Origin of the sequence: Streptomyces sp. STR69, assembly GCF_024519455.1 — a bacterium.
Lineage (GTDB): Bacteria > Actinomycetota > Actinomycetes > Streptomycetales > Streptomycetaceae > Streptomyces.
In genome coordinates this window covers 131,334-147,314 of record NZ_JALJRY010000010.1, presented here as the reverse complement: position 1 = coordinate 147,314, position 15,981 = coordinate 131,334, and the positions used below count along the sequence as shown (strand labels likewise).

At 70.6% G+C, this 15,981-nt stretch carries 15 protein-coding genes and 1 pseudogene; 5 read left to right on the top strand and 11 right to left on the bottom strand.

Annotation, left to right across the window (positions count from 1 at the left end; translation table 11 throughout):
• Window positions 1-94: 94 nt before the first annotated feature.
• Window positions 95-790, bottom strand: a complete 696-nt coding sequence (locus OC490_RS20310) for a type 1 glutamine amidotransferase domain-containing protein (protein ID WP_262059378.1) — start codon at window positions 788-790, stop codon at window positions 95-97.
• 234 nt (window positions 791-1,024) lie between these two features.
• On the opposite strand from OC490_RS20310, the gene OC490_RS20305 reads away from it, so the two are divergent.
• Window positions 1,025-1,807, top strand: a complete 783-nt coding sequence (locus tag OC490_RS20305) for a hypothetical protein (protein ID WP_262059377.1) — start codon at window positions 1,025-1,027, stop codon at window positions 1,805-1,807.
• A 68-nt stretch (window positions 1,808-1,875) separates the two neighbouring features.
• Here the strand turns inward: OC490_RS20305 and OC490_RS20300 are convergent, their stop codons facing one another.
• The 6 genes and pseudogenes from OC490_RS20300 to OC490_RS20275 form a co-directional block, all read right to left on the bottom strand.
• Window positions 1,876-3,924, bottom strand: a complete 2,049-nt coding sequence (locus tag OC490_RS20300) for a TerD family protein (protein WP_262059376.1) — start codon at window positions 3,922-3,924, stop codon at window positions 1,876-1,878.
• Between the two features lie 134 nt (window positions 3,925-4,058).
• Entirely contained in the window at window positions 4,059-4,811 is a 753-nt protein-coding gene (locus tag OC490_RS20295) for a TIGR03943 family putative permease subunit (RefSeq protein ID WP_262059522.1), read from the bottom strand.
• Complete coding sequence (locus OC490_RS20290) at window positions 4,808-5,764, bottom strand: permease (RefSeq protein ID WP_262059521.1); 957 nt, start codon at window positions 5,762-5,764, stop codon at window positions 4,808-4,810. The genes OC490_RS20295 and OC490_RS20290 overlap by 4 nt, the downstream gene beginning before the upstream one ends.
• A gap of 139 nt (window positions 5,765-5,903) precedes the next feature.
• Window positions 5,904-7,247: a helix-turn-helix domain-containing protein gene (locus OC490_RS20285; RefSeq protein ID WP_262059375.1), complete on the bottom strand. Its 1,344-nt coding sequence runs from the start codon at window positions 7,245-7,247 to the stop codon at window positions 5,904-5,906.
• A 48-nt stretch (window positions 7,248-7,295) separates the two neighbouring features.
• The gene (locus OC490_RS20280; protein ID WP_262059374.1) at window positions 7,296-7,481 is read right to left on the bottom strand and encodes a DUF397 domain-containing protein; all 186 of its coding nucleotides are present in this window, start codon (window positions 7,479-7,481) and stop codon (window positions 7,296-7,298) included.
• A 74-nt stretch (window positions 7,482-7,555) separates the two neighbouring features.
• Window positions 7,556-8,200, bottom strand: a pseudogene (locus OC490_RS20275) (DUF5753 domain-containing protein); the annotation flags it as partial.
• A 200-nt stretch (window positions 8,201-8,400) separates the two neighbouring features.
• Here OC490_RS20275 and OC490_RS20270 point away from each other — a divergent pair.
• On the top strand, window positions 8,401-8,718 hold the full coding sequence (locus OC490_RS20270; RefSeq protein ID WP_262059373.1) for a DUF6401 family natural product biosynthesis protein: 318 nt from the start codon (window positions 8,401-8,403) through the stop codon (window positions 8,716-8,718).
• A 265-nt stretch (window positions 8,719-8,983) separates the two neighbouring features.
• On the opposite strand, the gene OC490_RS20265 is transcribed toward OC490_RS20270, so the two are convergent.
• Together OC490_RS20265 and OC490_RS20260 are read right to left on the bottom strand one after the other, a co-directional pair.
• Window positions 8,984-9,391 carry a Uma2 family endonuclease gene (locus OC490_RS20265; RefSeq protein ID WP_262059372.1) on the bottom strand — a complete coding sequence of 136 codons (408 nt, stop codon included), beginning with the start codon at window positions 9,389-9,391 and terminating at the stop codon, window positions 8,984-8,986.
• 45 nt (window positions 9,392-9,436) lie between these two features.
• On the bottom strand, window positions 9,437-10,222 hold the full coding sequence (locus OC490_RS20260; protein ID WP_262059371.1) for a mechanosensitive ion channel family protein: 786 nt from the start codon (window positions 10,220-10,222) through the stop codon (window positions 9,437-9,439).
• A gap of 276 nt (window positions 10,223-10,498) precedes the next feature.
• On the opposite strand from OC490_RS20260, the gene OC490_RS20255 reads away from it, so the two are divergent.
• The 3 genes from OC490_RS20255 (at window position 10,499) to OC490_RS20245 (ending at window position 13,466) form a co-directional block, all read left to right on the top strand.
• Window positions 10,499-11,263: an NPP1 family protein gene (locus tag OC490_RS20255; RefSeq protein ID WP_262059370.1), complete on the top strand. Its 765-nt coding sequence runs from the start codon at window positions 10,499-10,501 to the stop codon at window positions 11,261-11,263.
• A 74-nt stretch (window positions 11,264-11,337) separates the two neighbouring features.
• Entirely contained in the window at window positions 11,338-12,126 is a 789-nt protein-coding gene (locus OC490_RS20250) for an NPP1 family protein (protein ID WP_262059369.1), read from the top strand.
• Window positions 12,127-12,224: 98 nt separating this feature from the next.
• Entirely contained in the window at window positions 12,225-13,466 is a 1,242-nt protein-coding gene (locus OC490_RS20245; RefSeq protein WP_262059368.1) for an amidohydrolase, read from the top strand.
• A 6-nt stretch (window positions 13,467-13,472) separates the two neighbouring features.
• On the opposite strand, the gene OC490_RS20240 is transcribed toward OC490_RS20245, so the two are convergent.
• Window positions 13,473-14,663, bottom strand: a complete 1,191-nt coding sequence (locus OC490_RS20240) for a hypothetical protein (protein WP_262059367.1) — start codon at window positions 14,661-14,663, stop codon at window positions 13,473-13,475.
• A gap of 130 nt (window positions 14,664-14,793) precedes the next feature.
• Window positions 14,794-15,948 carry a PP2C family protein-serine/threonine phosphatase gene (locus OC490_RS20235; protein WP_262059366.1) on the bottom strand — a complete coding sequence of 385 codons (1,155 nt, stop codon included), beginning with the start codon at window positions 15,946-15,948 and terminating at the stop codon, window positions 14,794-14,796.
• Window positions 15,949-15,981: the final 33 nt, after the last annotated feature.

Below are 15,981 nucleotides of genomic sequence, written 5' to 3'. Positions count from 1 at the left end.
CTCCGGCGTCGTCGTCATGGCGGACACGAACGGCTTGGCGCGCTTCATGCGGCGGACCGTAGCAGTCGTACGACGGCCACCGCGACGGAATTGCTCAGGCGAGCTTCTTCAGCAGCTCGTCCGCGACCGGTGCGGAGGACGCCGGGTTCTGGCCGGTGACGAGGTTGCCGTCGACCACGACGTACGGGGCCCACGGCTCGCTCTCCTGGAAGTCGGCGCCGAGCTCCACCAGCCGGTCCTGGAGCAGCCACTTCACCTTGTCGGCGAGGCCGCCCTGGGTCTCCTCGGCGTTGGTGAACCCGGTGAGCCGCCGCCCGGCGAAGGCGTTCGTACCGTCCTCCTTGGTGGCCGGGAGAAGCGCGGCCGGGCCGTGGCAGACCACGCCGAGCGGCTTGCCGGAGGCGAGGGCCAGGGTGAGGAGCCGGCCGGAGTCGGCGTCGACGGCGAGGTCCTCCATCGGGCCGTGGCCGCCGGGGTAGTAGACGGCGGCGTAGTCGGCGAGGTCGACCTCGGTGAGCTTGACCGGGTGCTGGAACTCGGCGCTCGACGCGAGCACGCCCGCGACCCGGTCGGCGTTCTCCTGGCCGCCGTTGTAGTCGGGGGCGAGGCTGCCCCGGTCCACGGGCGGTACGACACCGCCGGGCGTGGCGACGACGACCTCGTGACCGGCCGCCTTGAAGGCTTCGAACGGGGTGACGGCCTCCTCGGCCCAGTAGCCGGTGGGGTGCAGGGTCCCGTCGGCCAGGGTGAGGTGGTCGGCGCCGGTCAGCACGAAGAGGATCTTCGACATGGGGGTCTCCAGGGCGGTGGTCGGTGAACTGACTCCGACAGTAGGCGGGGTGCGGACGGGCGGCCAATGAGGAACCGAATGCCCGGTATTGGTTTTCCGATGGGGCGATCCGGTGAGGGTGATCCGGTTTCTCACCCGGACGGCCCGGAGCGCTGGTGGGCGGGCGCGGGCGATGGTGCCGTGGGAGCACGCTCCGACATCCGCGTCACGCGTCCGCCCCAGGAGGGACCCTCGATGACCCGTTCCCCGGCCCGTGTCCTCCTCCTCGCCTCGGCACTGTCGGCGGGCACCCTGCTGACGGCCGCGGGCTGCGCGAACGAGGCCGCCCTGCACAAGGTGACGAGCGCGCCCTCCCCCTCGGTCGTACGAACCCCCGCGGCGCACGCGTCCCCCGCCGCGGCCCCCGTCCTCACCCAGGCGCAGGCGCAGACCGCGCTGATCACGGACCTGGACCTGGGCGCCCCCTGGACCCCGACCCAGGGCACGGCGACCTGGCGCGACAGCCTCCTCAAGGCGAAGACCGCCGACCCCGACTGCCAACGGCTCCTGGACGCGCTCTACGCCGACGAACTCCTCGGCACCCCCGCCACCGCCCAGGCGGTGATCGGCCTCGACGACACCGACGACGAGGCCCAACTCCACTACCAGGTGGCCGCGTTCCGGTCCGCCGACGTGAACCGCACCCTGGCCTGGCTGAAGACGCTCCCGCAGAAATGCGCCCAGTTCACGGCGACGACCACCCGCTCCGGCCCGCAGACCGTGACGGTCACGGAGGCCACCCTCCCGAACGTCGGCGACGCCCGCGAGGGCCTCCACCTCACCCTCACCGGCACCACCCCGGAGGGCGACCAGTCCACCCTCACCCTGGACACCGCCGCCGTCCGCATCGGCGACGACACCATCACCCTCACGGCCGGGGGGCCGGCGAACGTACCCCCGGACGCGACGAGCCGGGCACTGGAGATCGGGGCGCAACGGCTGACGGATGTGCAGCGGCAGGGGCGGGTGCAGATCTGACAGTCGGCCGCACCCGACCAGCGCTCGGTTCCCTGGCACCTGGCGTCCGACGCCTCGCGCCTGGCGCCTCAGGCCTCGACGGGCCGCCGCGAACGCGTCGAACGGCCGCCGTCCAGGTGGACCACCACATGGGCGTGAAACCGGTCCACGGACTCGTCGACGCTGCGGATGAAGCCCGATTCGGCGGTGCCCCGGGTGTTGCCCATTCCTCTGAAGAGGGACAGGCGGAAGCCGGTGATCTGGGCGCCGTTCTTGGGGAGGATGTCGGCCGGTTCGGGTCGCAGACGTTCCAGCGTGCCGCGCGGACCGCCCGCCTGCCCCTCCAGCACGGCCTCGACGTGGAGATCGGCCGGTGCCTCGGCGAGCCTGCGGACCAGCCGCTTGGCCCAGCTGAGGGGATAGCCCTGGTCGGGGGCCGCGATCTCGATCGACGTCCGCAGCTTGCCGGTGCGCAGGTCCGCGCAGAGGGCCAGCACACCGGGCGTGCCCTCGATACGGAGTTCGGCGTCGAGTCTGCCTTCGGCGCAGAGCCGGTCGGCGAGGGCGGCGCGGCGGGAGGCCGGATCGGTGCCGCGCTTGGCGCGCTGCACGGGCAGCACCTTCTCACCGAGTTCGCCGCCCAGCCGCAGGCACACCTGCCGCACCAGCCGTTCCCAGCTTTCTACGACCTCCACCGCGCGCGGGTCGCCCTGGCACAGGGTCTCGGCGTCGATCGCGTTGCGCACCGGGACCCAGGAGCGGCCCATGTTCTGGAAGCCGTGACAGCCGGAGTTCTCGTGCTGGAGGTAGTGGAGCAGTTCCTGGAGCAGCCAGGCGTGCGCCGCGTTCCCGACGCCCTCGTGCCGGATCAACATCTGTGCCTGGTGGGCGACTTCGGCCCAGGACAGATGCCAGAGCGCCACCTTGTTCTTGCGCCGCCCGTCGAGCTTGACCTCCACCAGGGGACTGCCCTCCAGCTCGACATCGTTGGAGAGCGTGATGACGGCCTCATATCCGCGCCGGGCCGCTATGTCCGCGTAGGCCTGCACCTGGTCCGGCTTGAGGGGGTTACCGTTCGTCTTCGTCTCGACGAGCGCGGTCCACAGCTTGCCCGCCCGCTCGACCCGGATCACCCCGTCGGGCCGCCGAGGGGACTCTCCGTTGGGCAGCGTGACCTCGGTGAACGTCTCCATCCGGCCGACCGGGGCGCCGAAAGCCGCCGTCAACCGCCGTCCGAACTCGGGCACTTGAGCCATCACCGACAGCAGTACTGAGGTCGCCCGGGTCTCCCGCTCGTGATCGCTCTTGAGCGCGGAGGCCGGGAAGAGCCGGGCCCCCCGCCAGGAGTCGTTCTCGGCGAGGGACTTCTTGGCCACCTTCGGCAGGGTGACCTTCTTCTTGGCGGTACGGGGACGGGCGGGACGGGTCGGGGCAGTGGCCTCGGGGCCCCCGGGAACCGACTCGACCGCGGGACTCGGCGGCTGCGCGGGAATCGCGGCGACGGCTTCCGTCGTACGGACTTCGGTCGCGACCTCGGATCCGGATTCGGCCTCGGACTCCGCATCAGGCGCAGCCTCCACATCCACGTCCGCGTCGTCGTCGATGTCGACGCCGAAGTCCGTTGCCACACCGGCCAGTCCGGACTCGTAGCCCTGCCCGATCGCCCGGAACTTCCAGTCGCCGCCCCGCCGGTAGAACTCGCCGAAGAGCAGCGCGCTGACCTCGCCGGGATCGTCGATCGAGAAGCGCAGCAGGCTCTCGCCGGAACCGTCGGCCAACGTCAGCCGCAGGTCCTGGAGTTCGGAGAAACGGGCGCTCTCGTAGCGGCTCGCGGCCACCACGATCTGTTCGACGCCGGCCGGGATCGCGGTCAGGTCGAACGTGATCCGGTCCTCGCTGCCGTCCGCCGTCGGTGCCTTTCCGAGCAGTTGCACACTTCCGTCGGCGGCGACGGGGTTGTTGTAGAAATAGAAGTCCCCGTCGCTGCGTACCTTTCCGTCCCCGGTCAGCAGCAGTACGGAGACGTCCGCGTCGCCCTCTCCCGTCGGACTTCCCCAGCTCAGGCTCATCAGCACCGAGCCGATGTCCTCGCTCAGCGACGCCAGACCGACGTTCCCACCCTTGACCATCTCGTGCATGAGGCCCCCCAGATGCACGGCCGCGCGAGCTTCCCCCCGCGACCCCTGTTTCGTAGCGATGTGTGACGCGCCCCACACCCTGCGCATCACCAGCACCTTAACGCTCCGGAATCACCCGTATCTCCGGAACAGCCTCAACGCTTCTCGTACGGATCCGCCGGCTGCTTCACCTGGGTGACGGTGGTCGCGTCGAGGAGTGGGGGCCATGCTCCGTCCGTGCCGAGTCTGCCCTTGGGTAGCCAGGTGCCGGTGACGGTGACCCAGGTGTCGGTCTGGGGGGCGTCGTCGGACTCGGTGCCTCTGATCTCGACCTTGCTGGTCGTCGCGTCGGCGGCGCAGCAGGTGACGACGAGGCGGGTGACGTACCAGGTGCCGTTCGAGCCGTGGGTGACGAAGCCCGTCATACGGACCGTGCGGCCCTTGAGGGAGTGGCCGGTGTCGTAGATCGCCCGTGAGCTGTACTGGGCTACCGAGATGTCCAGCACCTTGGCGGCGGGCAGCGCGGGGAAGGTGCCCACGCCCTGTGCCGCCAACTGCGCCTGCTCGCGCCCCGCGCTGTACGAGCCCAGCGCCGGGGGCGGGAAGAGGAGCAGCGCGAGGGCGGGGAGGGGGAGGAGCCAGGCGATGCGGGGGCCGCCGTGGGAGTGCGCTTCCTCTTCCTCCTCTTCCTGTTCCTCAGGTTCTTCGTGTGTCTCCTCGTGGTCCCTGTGGAGCATGCCTCTGACAGCCGCCACGACCCCCAGCAGCATCAGCAGCGAACCGGAGATCACCAGATACGGCCGCAACGCCGCCTGCACATACCGCAGATACAGGTCGCTGAAGAGAGAGATCCGCAGCACCGCCCCGCCCGTCAGCAGGAGCAGGACCGCCGAGCCGTAGCTCCTCACAGCAACCACCAACCCACCAGCGTGCTGCTCGTCACGGCGACCAGCCAGGTCGTCGAGGAGAAGCGGAGGGCGAAGGAACGGCCGAACGTGCCCGCCTGCAGTGCGATCAGCTTCAGGTCGACCATCGGGCCCACCACCATGAACGCCAGTTTCGCCGCCGGTGAGAAGCCGCTCAGCGAGGCGGCGACGAACGCGTCCGCCTCGCTGCATACGCACAGCACCACCGCCAGGAGGGCCAGCAGGAGCAGTGACAGCCAGGACGAGCCCGTGAAGATGTCCAGGATCGAGCGCGGTACGGCGATGTTGAAGGTCGCCGCAGCTGCCGCGCCCAGCACCAGGAAACCGCCGGCATGGAGGAAGTCGTGCTGCAGACCCGCGACGAACGCCTTCACGCCCACCGTCGCGTGGGTGGGCCGGGTGCGCCCTGGGAGTCGTAGCCACTCCTCCCGGCCGAAGCGCGCCCACAGCCAGCCCATCACCACCGCCGTCGCCAGGGACGCGACCAGACGGCCCAGCACCATCTTCGGCTGGCCCGGGAAGGCGATCGAAGTGGCCACCAGGACAACCGGGTTGATCGCCGGGGCGGACAGCAGGAAGGCCAGGGCCGAGGCCGGGGCGACCCCACGCCGCATCAGGCTGCTCGCCACCGGTACCGACGCGCACTCGCAACCCGGGAGTACGACTCCTGCCGCGCCCGCGATCGGGACGGCCAGTGCCTGGTTGCGGGGGAGGAGCCGGGTGAACACCCGCTCGGGGACGAACGCGCCGATCGCCGCCGAGACCACCGTGCCCAGCAGCAGGAAGGGGACGCCCTGGACGGCTACCGCCGTGAAGACCGTCCACCAGGCCGCCACGGGTGGGGTGTAGAGGTCGATCGCCAGCATCGGGCCGAGGACCGACACGACCGTGGCGATGGCGATCAGTGCCGCGCCGCCGAGTACCGCGTAGACCATGGCGCGTACGGCCAGGCGCAGGCCGTCGACCACGGTCCGTTCGTTCTGCACGCGCCTGTCTCATCCCGTTTCGCACGATTACGCCTCGTACTCGTACGTGGCACGGTAACCGTCGGCGCTGTGCGGTATCCCCGATTTGTCAAAGAGGAGGCTGTGCGGGGGCCGGGCCGAGGGTCGTGGTTCCGGGGGCCGTACGGTGGCCGAGGCCCGTGCGGTAGGCGTCGAGTGCCGCTTCCACCCGGCCGGTACGACGGAGCAGGTCGCCGAGCATCCGGCACAGGTCGGCGAGGTCACCGGCCGCGCCCGCCCGCTCCAGGAGGCTGAGGGCGCGGACGTAGTGTTCCTCGGCCGCGTCCGTGTCGCGGGCGTCCTCGGCGATGATGCCGAGGAGGCGGTGGGCGGCGGCGGAGTGCAGGGCGCCGCGTTCGGAGCTGAGGTCGCTGAGGACGTCGTGGAGGAGGGTGGCCGCCTCGTCGGACTTGCCCCGCTTGTGCAGGACGTCGGCCAGCTCCACGGCGACCTGGCTGCTGTACAGCGCCGCCCGCTTCGCCGTCAGCATGGCCAGCGCCTGCCTCAACTCGACCTCGGCACGCTCCAGTTCGCCGTCCTGGGCGTAGACGTAACCGCGCATCCAGTGGCAGTTGGCGAGTTCGGTACGGAACTGGAGCTGGCGGTACAGCTCGGCGGCCTTCGCGAGTGACGCGTCCGCCTCGGCCACCCGGCCCTCCGCTATCAGCGTGCGCGCCACCGAACGGTGCATGCGCGCCAGCAGCGCCGGATCCGCGACCTGCGGGGCGAGCGCGAGCGCCAGCTCCGCCGCCTGGGCCGCCCTCGCGTGGGCGCCCATGTCCATGTACGGCCCGATCGCGCTCGCGTAGAGGAGCAGGAGGGCGTCGGGGTCGTGCAGGCCGCCGCGGTTCAGCTCGTCGAGCGTGGACTCCAACAGGTATACGGCGTAGCGGAGTTCGCCGGTGAGGTAGTGCGCCACGGCTCGGCCGCGGATGGCGGGGACGCGGGCGGGGAGGGGTTCGTCGGCGAGGCGCTGCTCGGCGCGCTCGAAGTGCAGGCGGGCGGCGGTGAGATCGCCGGTGTCGAGGCCGCACTCCCCGAGTCCGAGCAGGGCGATGGCTTCCTCGTCGACCAGCCCGTGCGACTCCGCCTCCGCGAGCAGTTCGGCGTACTGCTCTGCCGCCTCCTCCGACTCCCCGGTCGCCAGGGTGCGTTGGGCACCGGTCAGCCGTAGGCGCAGCTCGGTGGCGAGGTGGGCGGGGCGGCCGGTGGCCAGCTCGTCGTAGGCGACGCCGAGTCGGTCCGCGAGGTGGCGCAGCGCGTCGTCGGAGGGGCGGACCCGGCCGGCCTCAAGGGTGGAGATGTACGCGGGTGTGTAGGCGGGCTCGGCCAACTGCCGCTGGGTGAGCCCACGTTCGTGCCGCAACTGCTGGACCCTGCGCCCGATGACTTCCGGGTCGTCCCGTCTCACCATGCATTAATCATGCCAGTAAGCCGAGTTACAGACTGGCGAGTAACTCAGTTACATGGAGAGTGAGTTGATGAAGTCCTCGAAGCGGCGACGGGAGACGGTCAGGACGGCTCCGCCAGGGTGCTTCGAGTCACGGACCGCGATGTGAGGGGTGCGGTCAGCGACTTCCACGCACTCACCGCCATTGGTGCCGCTGTAACTGGACTTGCGCCATATCGTCCGTCGCCCGGTCTCCATAACGTCTCCATCACGCGCGCGATCAGGTCGGCGGAGTCCTTCACCGGGAGAGCCCCCGCCTGCAGGCGAGCGTATTTGACGGAACGCTCCCTGATGATGTCCGGGCTGGCGGTCATGTGTCCCTGGTCGTAGCCCTCGGAGTAGTAGATGTCCGGGTCGTCGTCGAAGCGCAGGAGCGTGAAGGAACCCATCATTCCGGTGTGCGCGCCCACGGAGAACGGCAGCACCTGAATGTTCACCCAGGGGTTGTCCCGGTAGCTCACCAGACGAGCGAGCTGCCTGTGCATGACCTCGTGGTCACCGACCATCCGGAGCAGCACGGACTCGTCGAAGATGACCCACACCGCGGGCGGCTGCTTCTTCTCCAGGATGCGCTGCCGTTCCATCCGTGCCGCGACCAGCTCCTCGACCCTGTCCGGCTCGTCGACGGTCAGCAGCGCCGCCGCGTACTCCGGCGTCTGGAGCAGGCCGTGCACCAACTGGCACTGGTACGTGGAGATGAAGGCCGCCTTCGCCTCCATCTCGGCGTACGGCTGGAACCACTTCGGCAACTGGCTCCGCAGTACCAGCTTGAGCAGGCGGCTGAAGAACCCGTCCGTCATGAAGGCCGCGTCGAGCGCCTCGGCGAAGGTCCGGCTCGGGACCTTCGACGCCGTCTCGACCTGGCCGATCAGCGAGCCCGTGCAGTAGATCACCTTGCCGAGCTGCTCCAGCGTCATGCCGGCCGCCTCGCGCAGGCGCCGCGCCTCGTAGCCGAAGTAGTCCAACGGGGACGCGCTCGGGTCGAGTTGACGAACGTGGACCATGTGGCAGCCACCTCCGAGTAGTTACGGCCTGTCGCCGAGCGTAACCACTGCGTCGCAACCCGGTGACGGGAATCACGTAACTCCCCCTGCCCCGCCTGCCGTACCGTGGAGAAATGTCCCCTTTGGCCAAGATCAGCAGCGCTTACGGGCCCCGCTTCGCGGAGTTCGCCTTCGAGCCCGCCTTCACGGCCGCGGTGGACCAGCACGTCGCCGAGCTGCGGGAACGCCTTTCGGCAGGCGGCCCGGATCTGACGCCCCCGCCCCCGGACCGCGCCGACCTCACCGACTACGCGCTCGGTTTTCTGGACGCGCTCGCGGAGCTGGACTGGCGGGAGCCGGTCGGGCACGACTACGCGGTGTGCAGGCTGACGGCCATCAGCTGGCTGGTACACCGGCACGGGCTGCTTCCGGAACAGCGCCGGGGTGACTGAAAACAGGTTTCCGTTGGCTCAACTCCCCTTGAAGCCCTTCCCGTTGCGCACTCCAACCCCTTAAGTTAGGCACGCATTAAGCGTGCTTAACTCTTCGCTGTTGCCGTCGCCGTCACTGTCGTTGCGAGGTTGGTATGTCCGCGCGTTACGTCAGAGGATTCTGCGCCGCCGTCATCGCCGTAGCCGCCCTGATCGGCGCGGCAGCGGCAAGCCCGGCCAAGGCGGCGGACCGGTCGTCGACCGGGCACCACGCCGCTCATGCCGCTCACTCCGGCGGCAGCATCATGTCCTTGCGCGAGTAGAGCGGCGGGCCTCCGGTCTTGACCTTCCACCCGCCCGCGACGGTGACGGTGTTCCCGTACGGCCGGCGCAAACGGTTCTCGTACTCCGGGAAACCGCGCCGCTCGCCGACCTGCCACTGGTACGTCCACGTGCCGTCACGCGGGTCGACGATCAGGTAGTGGGGGATGCCCATGGCCGGGTAGTCGCGGCTCTTGTCCTCGTAGTCGGTGCCGGGGTTCGACGGGGAGACGATCTCGACGGCCGGCAGGGGCACGGTGGCCTCGGCCGTGGTGACGACGAGGTCGGGGATACGGAGCTTGCCGAGGCCTTCGTCTCCGGTGACGGTGGCCTCGAAGACACCGACACCGTCCGGCAGTTGCGGCTCGGTCATACCGCTGTCCCCTTTCAGGCAGTACGACCGAGCGTAGCCGTACCGTCACATGTCCGACGCCCCCGGCATCTCCGTCCGCTCCCGCACCGGCTGGTTGCCCATCGCGTCCGCGCGGCCCGCCTGGTACGCCGTGAGGCTCCCCTTCGCGTTGGTCGTCTCGCGCTCCGCCGTCGTCAGCATCCGCTCCCAGCGCTGCCGCATCGGGGCGATCATGCCGCCGCCGACACCGACGATCATGATGCCGGCGACGGTCCCGAGGGCCGCGTAGAGGACCGGCTGGGTGACCGAGGTGGCGATGCCCGCCTGGCCGAGCGCGGCGATCACACCGAGCGCCATGATGCAGGCCCAGACGATCGTCGCGAGCATCCTGCCGTACGACATCGACGACAGCGCGCTGCCCACGATCCCGCGGACCGCGTTGGCGATGGCCATCGCCACGACGATCAGGACCACCGCGACGATGCCGCGCGGCAGCCAGGCGACGATGCCGTTGATCATCGTGCTGACCGGGTTGGAGCCGAAGACGCCCAGCGCGAGCTGGAGGGTGATCAGCATCAGCGCGTAGTACACGATCTTGCAGACGATGCCGGTCATGTCGTACTTGGAGTCCCGCAAGTACCGTTCCGTACCGGCCCGTTCGGACAACCGCTCCGAGCCGACCCTGCGCAGTACCCGGTCCAGGACGCGGGCGATCATCTTCGACACGAACCAGCCGATGGCCAGGATGACCAGGAAACCGACGAGCTTCGGCACGAACTGCGCGACCTTCGACCAGGCGTCGTTCAGCCCCTGGGTGAAGTTGATCGCGAGGTTGGATTCGGGGACTGCCATGAGCGGCACTTCCTTCGGTGGGTACTACCGGCCCCCTGTCACCAACCAGTGGAGCAGTGCGGCGGAAGCGTGGCCGCGTGGGCTGAGCCGTACGGGTGAGGGGCGTCCGGTCGGCCCCTCGCTGTGGGGACGTGTTCGCCAGTTCGGCGAAATGCTTCCCTCCGTTTGATAGAAAGCCCTTCCATCGGACTCTCTCCGTCTGCCAATCTCTGTTCGCCCACCCCGGCTGTCATGTCCGGGGCGAGCGTGGACATGGACCGTCGACTGGAGCCCCCGATGTCCCGAACCAGGACCCACCGCCTCGGCAGAGCCGCCGCAGTCGTGGGCAGCGCCGTCGCCCTCACCGTCGCACTGCCGTTCACCGCCTCCGCCGGTGTGCTGCAGAACCTGCCGGAGAACGCGACCACGTACGAGAAGAACTTCGAGCCGCTGTACGACTACGACACGGACTCCTGCTACCCCGCCGCCGCCATCGACCCCGACGGCAACCTCAACGGCGGTCTGAAGCCGACCGGTTCCGTCACCGGTAGCTGCCGCACCGGTCATCTCGACCACGCCAACACCTACTCGCGCACCAAGTGCAACAACGGCTGGTGCGGAACCATCTACGCCAGCTACTTCGAGAAGGACGAGGCCTCCCCGGGCATCGGCCACCGCCACGACTGGGAATGCATCGTCGTCTGGGTCAAGGAGGGCGACTCCACCCCGTCGTACCTGTCCGCCTCCCAGCACGGCGACTTCGAGACCGAGGCGGTCGCCGACGTGCCGATGAGCAGCCAGCGCGTCCAGGTCGTCTACCACAAGGACGGCCTGAGCACCCACGACTTCCGGTTCGCCAAGTGGGGCGAGACCCCGGAGAACGACGACGGCGCCTGGCACCAGGAGAACCTGCTCACCTGGGAGAACATGGCGTCCAACCTCCGCGGCATCCTGAACGCCTCCGACTGGGGCGACGCCAACTTCCCGCTCCAGGACTCCCGCTTCGACGACCACCTCGACAAGGCCCTGCCGAGCGGCATCACGTTCGACCCGTACGCCTGACCGGCCGGCCCCTCTCGTCGCACCGGACCCGCACGGGTCACCGCCCCCACGGAGCAAGGGAAGACCCCCCGCACATGTTCACTGCAACAAGCACGAGCACCGAGACCACCAAGAGATCCCGGATCGCCAGGGCCGCCCTGGTGGTCGGCACCGCCACCGCACTCGCCGTCGGCCTGGCCGGCAGCGCCGACGCGGCGATCCTGACCCCCCTGCCCTGGAACGCGAGCACCTTCCAGAACAAGTACATGCCGCTCTTCGACTACGACTCCGACGGCTGCTTCCCGGCGGCGGCCGTCGACGCGAGCGGCAGGCTCAACGGCGGCCTCAACAACAGCGGGTCGATCACCGGCGGCTGCCGGACCGACCACCTGGGCAAGGCCAACACGTATGCGCAGTCCCTGTGCAAGAACGGCTGGTGCGCGTACGTCTACGGGCTCTACTTCGAGAAGGACCAGACCCTCAACGGCGCCGACGCCTTCGGGCACCGTCACGACTGGGAGTCCGTCGTCGTCTTCCAGAAACAGGGCGACGAGCGGCCCAGCTACCTGGCCGCCTCCCGGCACGGCGGCTACAGCACCCACCCGATCAACGAGGTGCCCATGAGCGGCAACCACGTCGAGATCGTCTACCACAAGGACGGCGCGAGCACCCACGCCTTCCGCTTCGCCAAGTGGGGCGAGACGCCGGTGGCCTGGGGCAACGGCACCTGGGACACACCGGCTCTGGTCACCATGGAGAACATGGCCAAGGCGCCCCGCGACGCCCTGTGGAACTCGACCTGGGGCAAGGCCAACTTCCCGCTGACCAACAACTTGGTGAGCAACATCAACAAGGCCCGTCCGTCGGCGGTCCCGGCGTTCTGACCGCGTCCCGCACCACGGCCGCCCCCAGGCGATCACTTACGTCATCGCCTGGGGGACGTGCCACGTGATCACCCTCGCGACCGCCCTACGCTGACGCCATGACGTCTGCCGCCGCGCGCACCGCACTGGACCTCACCGCCGACCTCCCGGTCCCCGACCTGGAGGACTTCTACCGGGACCTGCACCGCCACCCCGAGCTGTCCGGCCACGAGCACCGCACGGCCGCCAAGCTCACCGAACGCCTCACCAGGGCGGGCTACGACACCGCCGAGGGCATCGGCGGCACCGGCGTCGCCGCGGTGCTGCGCAACGGCGAGGGCCCGACCGTGCTGCTGCGCGCCGACATGGACGCGCTGCCGGTGCGGGAGGAGACGGGGCTGCCGTACGCCTCCACCGTGGACGGTGTGATGCACGCGTGCGGGCACGACCTGCATGTGACCTGGCTGACCGGCGCCGCCCAGGCGCTGGCCGCCGGGCGGGACACCTGGTCGGGGACGCTGGTCCTGGTGGGGCAGCCCGCCGAGGAGACGGGCGGGGGCGCGGCGGCGATGGTCGCCGACGGCCTGTACGAGCGCGTCCCGCGTCCGGACGCGGTGCTGGGCCAGCACGCGGCACCGGGCCCCGCCGGGTTCTACCCGCACTCGCCCGGCCTGATCATGTCGGCCTCCACGGACATCGACATCGAGATCCACGGAGTCGGCGGCCACGGCTCCCGCCCCGAGGCGACGGTCGACCCGGTCGTCACGGCCGCGTACCTGGTCACCCGCCTGCAGACGGTCGTGTCCCGCGAGATCGCCGCCCGCGACTCCGCCGTCCTGACCGTGGGCCGCATCGAGGCCGGCACCCGGCACAACATCATCCCGACCACCGCCCGGATCTCCCTCAACCTGCGCACCCAGTCCGCCGACGTACGGGACCGGATGATCGCCGCGATCCGCCGCATCGCGTCCGGCGAGGCACTCGCGGCCGGCTGCCCGCGCGAGCCCGAGGTGACCATCGGCACCAGCATCCCCACGGTGGTCAACGACGCGGACACCGACCGCCGGATCGCCGCCGTCCACACCGAGGTCCTCGGCGCGGGCACGGTCTTCGACCCCGGCCCGGCGACGGGCAGCGAGGACTTCCCCAACCTCGTCCCGGACGGGGTGCCGTACTCCTACTGGTTCGTGACGAGTACCCCGGCGGCCACCTGGGACGCGGCCCCCGGCACCGACCTGATGGAGAAGTTCCACGCCGTCCCCAGCAACCACAGCCCGAACTTCGCGCCCGACCTGGTGACGGTCGTGCCGGGCGTACGGACCCTGGTCTCGGGCGCGTTGGAGATCCTGACCGTCGACTGACCGGCCCTATGGCTGGAGTTGGAGCAACTGTTTCCGCACATGGTCCAGGGCGCCCGCCCGGCGGCCTGGGACACGTCCCCTCAACTCGGCGAGCGCGAGGCCGAGTTCGCGGGCGGTTGCGGGGTCGTGGATCTGGCCCCACTGGTGATGGGCGCGGTCGACCGCCGCCTCGACGGCGGGCACACCGGGTGACTGTCCCGCCGCCAGCCGCGCGGTCGCCACCGCGAGCCAGGCCCGGCAACTGCCCACCGGGTCCCCGGCCAACATCGCGAGATCGGCCCGGACTTCGGTCCAGTGCAGCGCCTGCTCCGACCCCCGACCGTGCGCCCGTACGGCGGCCTGCTCGTGCTCGGCGGCGAGCGCGTCGGCGGCAGGGTGACGACCGGCCTGGACGGCATCCGTGATGGCGGCGTGCGGGTCGGTGTCCCGGCTCGGGGCGGCGCCTTCCCAACCCCGTTCATTTTCCGGCCCGTCCGGGGGTCCCCCCTCCGGGGGAGTCTGAGGGCGAGGCCCCTTCAGGGCCGACGGGGGTCTGGGGGCGGGGCCCCCGGGGACGCCCGCACCGACAACCCCCGGCGAGGCCAGCAGCACGTCCGCATACCCTTCGGCCCCAAGCCTCCCCACCGCCAGCTGATGCAACTGCTCCACCGGCGGCCGGTGCCCGCTCCGCAACACCGTCGCCACCGCCTTCATGTACGTCGGCACAGCCACCCCCCGCCGAGGAGGAGGCGGTGCGATGCGACCGTAAACGGCGTGTGTGCGGCCCGAGTCGAGCGGATGGGCCCGCAGCCACTGCCAGGTCTCGGCGTCGGAGTGGAGGTCGAGCAGCAGGGTCGTCGTGCCCGGTGCGCGCAGGCGCAGCTCCTCGCGGATCCAGGCCCAGGGGAACGCGGTGTAGCGGACCGTCGCCGGGGTCGTTCGCGCCAGCGCCAGATGCGGAAGGCGCTGTTTGCGGTCGAGTTGGAGCTGCCCGGTGATGAACACCGTCAGCGGTCCGGGGGCGGTCGCGGCGGCCCGGAGCCGGGTGAGTACCGCCTGCGGCTCCAACGGGTCGGCGAGTTCGACAACGTTGGCCGTCTCCGTGCCGGACAGGACGGCCGGGGCGACGGCCGCGAGGACCGGGAGCACGGACGCCGCGTCCACCAGCCGCCCCTTGCCGACCGGCGAGGCCGCGAGCAGCAACACCGTTCCAGGCATGTGCCCTCCCCCGACTAGAACCTGATGAACCCGATGAACCCGGCAGAGCCGGCGATCACTTGCGTACCGCAGCACCGTAACCTCTGCCCAACCTCTGCTGCTGCAAAGGGTGATGTCGGAACCCGCGATCTCAGGACCGCCGTACCGCGAAGATCGTGGTGTCGTCGGCGAGACGGCCGCGGCAGTGGCGCAGGGTGCCGTCGCGGACGTAGGCGACCAGGCGGGGCGGGTCGGCGATGTGCGGGTCGAGGTGGACGCCTTCGGTGACCTGGTCCTTGAGGGGGTAGAAGACACCGGCGCCGTCGCGTGCCTCGGTGACTCCGTCGGTGACGATGAGGAGGGTCTCGCCGGGGGCGAGGGTGATGCGGAGGGTCGGCGGCGGTCCCTCCAGGCCGGCCAACTCGCCCAGCCCCAGCGGTAGTCCGTGCCCGGGCGGCAGCGACCGTACACCGAACGGGCCGACCACCAGCGGGGGTTCGTGCCCGAAGTTGACGACCTCGACCGTGCCCGGGTCGCCGGCGGGGAAGCTGAGCAGGACGGCCGTGGCGAAACGGTCGACGTCCTCGCGGCCGAGGGCGGCGAGATGCCGGCCGTGGCGCAGCATCCGGATCTCCAGCCGGGCGGCGACCGTCGCGAGGTCCGTCTCGTGGTAGCCGGCCTCGCGGAACGTGCCGAGCAGCGCTGCCGCCGCCTCCACCGCGCCGAGGCCCTTGCCCTGGACGTCGCCGACGAGGGCGCGGGTGCCGTGCAGGCCGGGCTGGATGTCGTAGAAGTCGCCGCCGACCCGGGCGACGGCGTCCGCGGCGAGGTAGACGGCCGCGTGGTCGAGGCCGCCGAAGCCGGGCGGCAGCGGGCGCAGCAGGGTGCGGCGGGTGGTCTCGGCGACGTCCCGCATGTGCAGCATGCGGCGTTCGCCGCGGACCCGGACCACGCAGGCCAGCACGGCGAGGGCCCCGCCGACGCCGACGAGGATGAAGTCGGGCAGGCCGGTCTGGTACTGGCGCGGCCAGGCGTGGTCGGCGAGGACGTAGGTGGCCAGGCCCAGCACCGCGAACACGGACGTGCCCCACACCCCGCAGATCGCGGCGGCGATACCGGGTACGAGCACGATCCAGGAGACGGTCCGGAACTCGCCGCTGGTGTACCAGTCGACCAGCAGGATGGTGACGAGCACCAGCAGCGGCGGCGCCCAGGCGACGCTCCGCCCGCGCACCCGCAGCAGCTGTTGCCGCCGTAGGGCATCGGTGTCGCCGTGGCGCACCGGTATGAGTCCGCGGCCGCTCACGGCCGTCGGTGCGCGACCGGCGGCAGCACGCCC